Origin of the sequence: Desulfosporosinus cupriresistens, assembly GCF_001707885.1 — a bacterium.
In the GTDB taxonomy this organism is placed as follows: domain Bacteria; phylum Bacillota; class Desulfitobacteriia; order Desulfitobacteriales; family Desulfitobacteriaceae; genus Desulfosporosinus.
The window spans coordinates 25,010-33,897 of record NZ_MASS01000047.1; the positions used below are offsets into that span (position 1 = coordinate 25,010).

The 8,888-nt window shown below is 39.5% G+C and carries 8 protein-coding genes, 7 tRNA genes and 1 other annotated feature (1 of these 16 cut by a window edge); of the genes, 3 read left to right on the forward strand and 12 right to left on the reverse strand.

Annotated features, from left to right (window positions below; translation table 11 throughout):
- Positions 1-213: a binding site (T-box leader), on the reverse strand; it reaches 9 nt to the left of the window's first position.
- Between the two features lie 96 nt (positions 214-309).
- Entirely contained in the window at positions 310-1,182 is an 873-nt protein-coding gene (ytxC, locus tag DSBG_RS16285; protein ID WP_068965324.1) for a putative sporulation protein YtxC, read from the reverse strand.
- Between the two features lie 422 nt (positions 1,183-1,604).
- On the opposite strand from ytxC, the gene DSBG_RS16290 reads away from it, so the two are divergent.
- Both DSBG_RS16290 and DSBG_RS16295 read left to right on the forward strand, forming a co-directional pair.
- Positions 1,605-2,012: a DUF4282 domain-containing protein gene (locus tag DSBG_RS16290; protein ID WP_083236927.1), complete on the forward strand. Its 408-nt coding sequence runs from the start codon at positions 1,605-1,607 to the stop codon at positions 2,010-2,012.
- A 345-nt stretch (positions 2,013-2,357) separates the two neighbouring features.
- Positions 2,358-3,449: a GerAB/ArcD/ProY family transporter gene (locus DSBG_RS16295; protein WP_068965330.1), complete on the forward strand. Its 1,092-nt coding sequence runs from the start codon at positions 2,358-2,360 to the stop codon at positions 3,447-3,449.
- A 5-nt stretch (positions 3,450-3,454) separates the two neighbouring features.
- Here the strand turns inward: DSBG_RS16295 and DSBG_RS16300 are convergent, their stop codons facing one another.
- The 11 genes from DSBG_RS16300 to DSBG_RS16350 all read right to left on the reverse strand — a co-directional run bounded on the left by DSBG_RS16300 (position 3,455) and on the right by DSBG_RS16350 (position 8,232).
- Positions 3,455-3,853: an ATP-binding protein gene (locus tag DSBG_RS16300; protein ID WP_068965325.1), complete on the reverse strand. Its 399-nt coding sequence runs from the start codon at positions 3,851-3,853 to the stop codon at positions 3,455-3,457.
- Positions 3,854-3,956: 103 nt separating this feature from the next.
- Complete coding sequence (locus DSBG_RS16305; protein WP_068965326.1) at positions 3,957-4,625, reverse strand: YczE/YyaS/YitT family protein; 669 nt, start codon at positions 4,623-4,625, stop codon at positions 3,957-3,959.
- Between the two features lie 1,016 nt (positions 4,626-5,641).
- Positions 5,642-5,718 (reverse strand) — tRNA-Val (locus tag DSBG_RS16310).
- Positions 5,719-5,721: 3 nt separating this feature from the next.
- Positions 5,722-5,808, reverse strand: a tRNA-Leu gene (locus DSBG_RS16315).
- 9 nt (positions 5,809-5,817) lie between these two features.
- Positions 5,818-5,892: transfer RNA gene (locus tag DSBG_RS16320), tRNA-Cys, on the reverse strand.
- A gap of 11 nt (positions 5,893-5,903) precedes the next feature.
- Positions 5,904-5,978 (reverse strand) — tRNA-Gly (locus tag DSBG_RS16325).
- A gap of 1 nt (position 5,979) precedes the next feature.
- Positions 5,980-6,055 (reverse strand) — tRNA-Phe (locus DSBG_RS16330).
- Positions 6,056-6,064: 9 nt separating this feature from the next.
- Positions 6,065-6,140 (reverse strand) — tRNA-Asp (locus tag DSBG_RS16335).
- Positions 6,141-6,259: 119 nt separating this feature from the next.
- Positions 6,260-6,335: transfer RNA gene (locus DSBG_RS16340), tRNA-Val, on the reverse strand.
- A 157-nt stretch (positions 6,336-6,492) separates the two neighbouring features.
- Entirely contained in the window at positions 6,493-7,770 is a 1,278-nt protein-coding gene (locus DSBG_RS16345) for a glycosyltransferase family 2 protein (RefSeq protein ID WP_068965327.1), read from the reverse strand.
- 144 nt (positions 7,771-7,914) lie between these two features.
- The gene (locus DSBG_RS16350) at positions 7,915-8,232 is read right to left on the reverse strand and encodes a hypothetical protein (protein WP_009623186.1); all 318 of its coding nucleotides are present in this window, start codon (positions 8,230-8,232) and stop codon (positions 7,915-7,917) included.
- A gap of 115 nt (positions 8,233-8,347) precedes the next feature.
- Between DSBG_RS16350 and DSBG_RS24095 the strand changes: the two genes are divergently transcribed.
- On the forward strand, positions 8,348-8,476 hold the full coding sequence (locus tag DSBG_RS24095; protein ID WP_282434227.1) for a hypothetical protein: 129 nt from the start codon (positions 8,348-8,350) through the stop codon (positions 8,474-8,476).
- The last annotated feature ends 412 nt before the right edge of the window (positions 8,477-8,888 follow it).

Sequence of the window (8,888 nt, forward strand, 5' to 3'; positions counted from 1 at the left end):
GAGAGTTTACTCCCGTGGTTCCACCCAATTGAAAGGTTATAAGAATGCCCTTTCACTCGATCTCCCTTAACGCGGGGTACGGTTGAGCTTACTTATTTCAGCCCAACACTCCAGGGTGGTTTTCCCCTGTACGCTCGTGAGAAATGCTTACAGCCTTGGCATTTCATCTCTTACACGACCGGGTCAGGCTACTCTCCCTTTCAACGCTTTAAACATGATATATGACTCTATGATTTAGCATCTTCAAGATAATATTTCGTCAGAATTCTCGATTCTTTCTTTTATTATAACAATGAATCCTCTTACTTGTCAAAATTTTTCACATAAGGAACAACCTTGACAATCCTGTACGCGCTCACCAAAAACACTTCGAATAGTTCGCAGGGTATCTTTGTAACCATCATACCGAATATGTAGCGTAACTTGACGCGGTGCTACAGCAATTAAAGCACTGACCAATAAGTCTTCATAACCCAACTCCTGGACGTTGTCGAGTTGGTAATCCTCCAGAAACTGGTGTGTTACCTTAACTCCTTCGTTGTTATAGAGATGAAACTTCCCTTTTGGTGTCATTCCAACATGCAAAATCTCTAAACGAGGCTTTTGACTATCTACAAAATGTCTTAATAGTTGGATGAATTCCAAGTATTCCTTTTCAATAATGTACTCGTTGATAGCGAATTCCACTGCTTTACCTACATCGCTCTTATACTCTTGCGCGCGAAAACTTAGAAAACCCTCTATGTCAAAAATGGTACTCTGCTCTAAGCAACTCAGAATCTGGGTAACGAGGCTTGTCTTGCGGTTAACACGATATCCCTGAACTTGCCCCAGTCCTTTATTCAAATATTCTAAAGCCTTATTGATCACCATTCTCCAATTATCTTCCGTTAAGTGATGCTTTTTTTGAATTAACTGTTGAACATGCTCTTTTTCCCAATGGAGCAAAATCGTCTCGGCAAGGGCATTTGCCAAGTAATAACGGTGGATTCTTTGAGTTATACTCTCATTTTCTGTCGCCTCTGGCGAAGGGTCATCAAACTTACACTGAATTAGCCAACGTTTTCCTTGCCGTTGTTCAACAATTTGCAAAGGAAGTTGTTCTTGTTCACACAGTTCGCGTAAGCATTCACATATGCTCTCCCGATATTTTTGGGTTCCTAATTGTACGGAATGTTCCACTGGCATCCCCCCATAGTAGAGTATATGACCTAATTGAAGTCATATTTCGTTTGGGCCAATCTCTATGCACTTTTCTCCTAAATAATATTTGCAGAAAAGCTGCGGACACCCCCTAATATTTCCAGTTATTTAATGTTTTATTCTCTTCATGTTGGGGACAGTCTATAATGCTTGAACCCCATTATCTTGGAACTTAACCTCCTTCGAAGGCACACACTATAAAGACAAGCTTATAGGGAGGAAATTTACAATAGGATCTTTTAAAATCCATGGAAAACACAAAAAAGGCAGAGCGATACTTCGTTCTAGCCTTTCGTATTGGAGATTCAACTAATATAATAAAAATTTATATTTATACCATTTAATGGAGGAATTTGCATTTACACCTTGAACTAATTATTTATAGAAATGGAGGGATACATATGAAGCACGGCTCTAAGGGTGAATATTCACCAGAAGCCTTTGAGGTAATTGTAGACCTACTCAAAGAACAAGAGAAAACTATTCTAGCCCAATCCAAACATAGCGAAATTGCTGAGGAAGAAAGCAATAATATCAGTCTTAGTGATTTCTTTTCATTTCGGCTTCTTATTAGTACACGTCTTATTAAATTCCTCTATTTTTGGGGAGTGATTGGCATAACAATTGTAAGTTGGAATTTATTTATGAAGGATCAATTATTAATAGGAATCTTAAGTATTATTGTTGGGAACGCGGTTTGGCGTTTGATCTGTGAAATGGTCATCATATTTTTCCGAATGAATAAGCAGTTAGCTCAGTTATGTTTGACTCATCAAGAACTGAAGCGAAGTATACATAATCCTAACTAGCTTACTTAAGCATGAGTCCTTAGAACAATTCTGAAACTGTGGTCGTAACTCATGGAGAGTTAGTGCAAAGTGGTAGCTGCCAAGACGAAGGGGGTTATAATTCCCATAGGAATATTAGCCATAAAATGGTCTTGGCGTTGACGATAAGTTAAAGCGGTTTCAACGTGAAAAAAGTGATTCTGAACACCAGGAGCTAACTGGATGCAAATAGAGTATTTAGAAGGGATAATAGGCCCGTTGTCGGATAGAATAAGGGAGATTAAACCATATTGTTCAGTCACATGGTGTGCGATAACAAGTAATCCAATTATTGATGACGATAAGCTTCAAGCGGAAAGGAAACCGATGGAAAGGATTTCAACACACCAATTCATAACCTTAGGGGCAGCTGTACTCATGGGCGGAACTTTCCTCCTCATAGCATCGTTTGTTACTGAAGCAGGTGGACGGGATGGTTGGATGGCCGTCTTGCCAGCACTCGTTGTGACAATTCCTTACAGCCTAATGGTATTTTCACTTTCTGCAAAGTATCCGCAAGAAAATTTGTTGAAGATTTCAGAAAAGCTTTTGGGGAAATGGGTTGGGAAAATTATTGGACTCCTATATATTGTAATCTCTGGCTATTATGGTGGATTACTGCTAGCTTTTATCGGAGTCATCTATGAGCAATCGATTATGCCTTTAATGCCTCGTTGGGTGTTCTACATAGGTGCTCTTCTACTCGTATTCTACCTAGTAAGCTCTGGGATAGAAGTGTTTGCTCGTTTTTCTGAACTTATTTTTCCCGTGATTGTGATTGCATTAGTACTTAATATCGCTCTTACTATTCCACGTATTGAACAAGGCGAACTTCTGCCTATTTTAAGCGAGGGAATAAAACCTCTATTTTTTGGAGCACTTAGAGTAGTACCATTTTCAATGGTATATATACTTTTTTTAGGTGGAATCCTTACTTTTCTACCTGTCGATAAGCAAGCGCTTGGCCAGTTGAAGGTAGGAGTTCGGCTAACTGTTTTTTTAGTAGGAATTTTAGACACTTTGGTTGCCTTAATTCAAATTCTCGTCTTTGGACCAACAGAAACAGTTCGTTTAGCATTTGGTATACTTGAATTAGGGAAGATGGTAGAAATAAGCCGGACGATTTCTGGAGTTGAGTCTTTGTTTATGGGGGTCTGGCTTGGGGCTCTGGTTATAAAATGTGGTGCCTTTTATTTCATGACAACCTGGGGCATTGAAACGGTGTTTAAATTAACAAAGTTACCCTGGAAACTTGCCGTAAGTTTCGTATTTTTGGTAATCGCTTTTGGATTCATGAGAGGGTATTCTTTGAGTAGAGAACTTGCATTTGTCGAAAGTTATTTGATTTCGCCGTTTGCTTTCGTTTGGATACCTTTCCTTTGGGCAATCTCGCGCTGGAGGGCAAGAGCTAGTATTTAGGCGCTCTACTTCTCCCTACTCTTTTTAGGAATAGGAAAGATTATAAAGAACGTCGTCCCTCTAGGACTAGAATCGATATTGATCTTAGCGTTATGAGATTCAGCAATTTTATAGCATGTTGCTAACCCTAACCCAGTCCCATCGTCTTTAGTCGTAAAGAAGGGGGTTCCTAACTTATCGAGATTTTCTGGTGGAATACCACACCCCTCATCTGCAATTGAAAGCACTACTTTATCACCCTCTATATAACTTCTAATAGTTAGCAACCCTTTCTCCTTCATTACTTCAAGTCCATTGCGGGTTAAGTGAGAATTGTTGCCGAGAATATCTCCTGTTTCATTATCTACGAACTTTCTCGGAAGTTCATTTAGACATTCCATTATTAAGTTTTCGTTAGCGTTCAATCAGTATCAGCTCCTTTCTAAAAATGGGCATAAAAATAGCCCATACCGTTTGGTACAGGCGTGATTAGTTCGTAGTACATTCACAACATCAGAAGAATGCGCATTACATTCTTCGTTCATAACAGATTACCTCAGAATAATTATTCAAAAATTTATCCAGTCTTCTCCTAAACAATTTCATAATGAAGCTCAAAACAGTTCCAACCAGAACGGCTGAAATAATTGTTCCAACCCCCACGCTCCCAAGGCCGTGAAGTACAAACAAGCAGGTTATTCCTGAAATTAGCACCATAGAAATATCAAATGATACCTTTACCCTTGGAAATGCAATTCCAGTTTTTTGAGATACCGCCTGCATTACACCTTCTCCAGCGAGCGGCACAATATCAGGAGGCAGATAAAGAAAAATTCCGACTGCAACAAATATAATGCTTATCAGTAAAAGTAGAAGACGTATTGAGTAATTTTCAGATGTGGGTAAAAATGTCATTAAATAATTTGAAAAGGTAGTGAAATAACCAAAAACAACTGCCACAACGATTTGAGACAGGTTTTTCAGTTTGAAATCTTTTCTTACTAATACGATTTGCATCAGTATTAGTATAATATGAAATAAAATTGTGGCTTTTCCCATTTCAATACCTGCTATCAGCGTAATCGTATAGGGAATTGAGCTGACGGGTGATACTCCAAGATTTGATTTTACCGAAAAACCTATTCCAATCGTCATTAAAAAAAGGCCTAAAATGTATGTAAATAATCTTTTTGTCATATTAAATTTTCATATCCTTCATATCCTTCATATATTCTTTGATTTCCTCTTAAATTCTTTCTTAATGTACAACATAAAAGATTAATGTAGCGAGAAGAAGTATCGATTTACTTCATCAATTAAGCTTTTAAATGTCCAAACCTTAATACACAATTATAGGGAATTTTATTTATCATTGATTTATTTATCATTGATTTATTTTTTATAGGTTTAGGAGTAAGCCTAACCACAAAAACCGAATTCGGGTACTTCTCCAATTTCAAGTGTTCCATATCAGAACAACAAGGTTCTATCGTAAAACCCCAAACTCTTTACCTCTTCGACCACTGAACATCACCATAAAGACTGTTAGGAGCGTCATCATACTTTACGCCTTTGTTGTAATCCTTCACTTGGTTATTATACCTGATATTGCCTGGATTGAATAGGATATGCCCTTTCTTTACTTCTGGCTCAAGGGAAATAATCCTTTCATGTGTTGACGCAAGGTACTAAATAGAGGAAGATAGTAATATAACGTCTTTAAAGCGCTTGTAACCATCTTCACAGGGAAAAACCTATATAACATGTTAGCACTCCTTGGAAGGCAATTCTAGCGCCTTAGATGCAGGGAATTAAGTTAGTAAATACCTGAGTAGGACAACTTAATATAAAAGGGGATGTGTGAAAACTCAGTCTCCAAAATTTCAAGTGGTTACAACAATCAATAAGCGTCCTCATTTCACTATAAAAGTGGAGTGAGGACGCTTGTGTTTTGATGATATAGAAGCAAAAGTGGGGATGTAAAAAATATAGTAACAAGTTTTAGCACACCCCCTTTTGCACGGCTGAGTAAGTGATTCGTTGACCGAATTTTGACCGACTACTTATAGATACTAACGAGTCTTTGTAGTATTTAGCTGTTTTGTCGTTCAGCCTCACATTTTTGTAGTCGTTTCAAAATCTCCTGTGATCCGCTTGTACCAATGGCTTAAGTATGAAAAAAGCTCCTCCGAAGAGAAGCCTCATGTTTCATATGGTGGGTTTGAGAGGACTCGAACCTCCGACCCCCGCGATGTCAACGCGGTACTCTAACCAGCTGAGCTACAAACCCATGTGGTGCCGATGACCGGAATCGAACCGGTACGGATGTTACTCCGCGGGATTTTAAGTCCCGTGCGTCTGCCAGTTACGCCACATCGGCAAAATTAGTTGGAGGCGGCACTCAGATTTGAACTGAGGAATAGAGGTTTTGCAGACCTCTGCCTTACCACTTGGCTATGCCGCCAGAATTAATAGTGGAGCGGGTGACGAGATTCGGACTCGCGACTTTCACCTTGGCAAGGTGACACTCTACCACTGAGTTACACCCGCATGGTGCCTCAGGACGGAATCGAACCGCCGACACGAGGATTTTCAGTCCTCTGCTCTACCGACTGAGCTACCGAGGCAAATTAAGATGGCGACCCCGATCGGACTTGAACCGACGATCTCCTGCGTGACAGGCAGGCATGTTAACCACTACACCACGGGGCCATGATTGGGGTTCGATGCACGATGTCCAATGAATAAACACCGATCTCTACCCTCTATAGTCCTAAGTCAAGTTCCAAGGTCCTTGCGAACTACAGATCTTGAACTGCGAACATCGAGTTTGGTGGGCGATGACGGGTTCGAACCGCCGACATCCTGCTTGTAAGGCAGGCGCTCTACCAGCTGAGCTAATCACCCGGGAACTGACGATTATCAGTATACACAAAAATACGCTCTATGTCAAAGCTTTTTTCAAATTTTGTTTAAGATTCGATTAAAATTTGATTCCCTCTTATTTATTCTTCTTGAATCTGCGGGGCATATTCAAGAAGAGGAGGAGGATTTAATCCTCCCCCTAATTTACTGATACCTTTTTTTGTTTTACAACATCTTCTATACTAATCGAACGCGTATGTTTGGTGTGTGACCACTGTTTGTCGTTGCGATTTATGAAACCTAAAAAGACAATTGGTATCCAACTATAGATAAAGATAGGATACAGTATCAACCCCACATAGGAACGCCATGGTAACCGGTCAAGAGCTAACGCTGCAACAGGATAGAGATACTGAATAGCGGATAGAATCTGCCATCCGGTCCAAGGCATGACTAATGTAAATACGCGTGTGTAGTTAGGCGTAAACGCAGATGCTAAGTTTGTCAACATAAAAAAGGAAGCGATCATAACGAGTGCCGGTTGGAAAAGGTGAATCGCCGCATCAAAATACATGATCTTTCGTTCACGTATTCCTTTGATAATCAGGGGGAAGAAATAACGACCTGCAACATCTACCTGACCCTGAGCCCAACGTTTACGCTGATACCAGGATTGAATAAAGGTCAATGGCTTCTCATCATATACCACTGCATCATGTGCCCAAGTTGTCTTAATACCATGAGACAATGCTTTCATACTAAACTCGAGATCTTCAGTCAAGGAAGTTGCTCCCCAACCAAATTCTTTTAAAACATCCGTCGAAATACACATGCCTGTCCCACCCAGAACGTTCGTGAGACGACCTGTATTGTACCTTGCTAGTTGCAATAAACGATTTGTTACCCAAAATGCAATTGAGAAAGTGTTAGTCACCCAAGTATCAAACGGGTTTTTCGAGTCCAAGTAACACTGGACAATTTTATGACCTTGACAAAGTTTACTATTCATTTCAAAAAGAAAGTTTTCCTTTACAAGGTTATCTGCATCAAAAATAGCTATAGCATCATATTGACGCTCCATTTTAAATAAACGATAAAACATCCATTCTAAGGCATAACCCTTACCACGTTTTTCAGTATTAAATCGTCGATGAACGATAGCCCCTGCTCTCCTAGCAATCAATGCTGTTTTATCTGTACAGTTATCGGCTACAACAAAGATATCATAATATTCTTTCGGATAATCGAGTTGGAGCAGATTCTCCACTAAAGGTCCAATGACGGCTTCCTCATTATGTGCAGCCACGACTATAGCAAAACTCTTCTCTGGCGTAAGTATCTTCGTCTCTTGTTTCCGATAGAGTCCAAACATCGAAAGAACAAAATAATAAAAGGTTAAAAAGATTATAATAGTTTGGACAGGAAGCATGATGACATCAAATATTTGTGTACTTGTAATCCCAGATAAGAAATCCACAGATTCAACCCCTTTCTAACCAATAAATTTTAACATAGTAATTACCCCTATGCAAGAACTGTAATCCGGCAAATATTACAGATTGTCCACATTTTACTTATATTTTCTTCTCTTTCAACTTAGAACATAATATTGAAATAGAAACTATCTCCGCTCAAAAAACTTAAGTAAAAAGAGAATGATTAGTGAGCCACTAAAGATCATGAATATGAAGCTTATTTTAATTCCAAATCCAATTGACTGCCAGTAGACTTCTCCGATACGCGTGCCTGATACAAACGGAACAAATAAACGAAAAATATGTGCAATCCCATCTCCAATTACAACAAAAAGTAATAACCCTGAAATCAACGTTAGTATACCCATAATGCCTGTAGAAGTATCCAATCGCCAACGACGAATTATATCACGTTTCATCCAGTGCAACTCTACACTTAAGTCATTAATCCATCTTCGCCACATTAATCTCACCTCATATCTATTTTATGAGGGAATTAAGAAAGTGCGCACACACCTTAAAGTAAAAAGTATAAAACCAAAAAAACTGGCTATAATGACGTCAAGGAGGTGGTTTATTATGCCAGTACCGACAAGTGATGGTAAGTTTGTGCATTGTTCCTTTTGCAACCAAAGATTCCGCTTTGGATATGATGCTAGTAACCATGAAAAAGAAAAGCATGCGGATCAGTTGCAATCTTTGAATTAATTCTATGCTAATTTTATAACGTAATCTATGAAAACGTAAGCTGTCGAGACAAATGACTTTCGTTTCTTTTTCTAACGATTGACTCACTTGAGTGTTTGCTTTCAAGTCTTTTTCACCTTATAGCTCCTCGAATTACAAAGCTGAGACCACATATCACCAAGTGACTACCTTATGTAGGTTCTTACTTGTTTCGCAGCAGTGACCAAAGTTTCTAGGGGCTTGCACCCCAAGTATCATCGGCCCTGAAACGAAAGGCGGACGAGCTTTTCGCCACACTGCGACTCGTAACGCATACTCCAGCAATGTAACGATAAGCGGACGAGCTTATCGCCACACTGCGTCCCGAAACAAATTCTCCTGCAGTGTGGATCCCGAACGGGTGGAACCCCAGCCCCAGTCGCTTCTATTCATA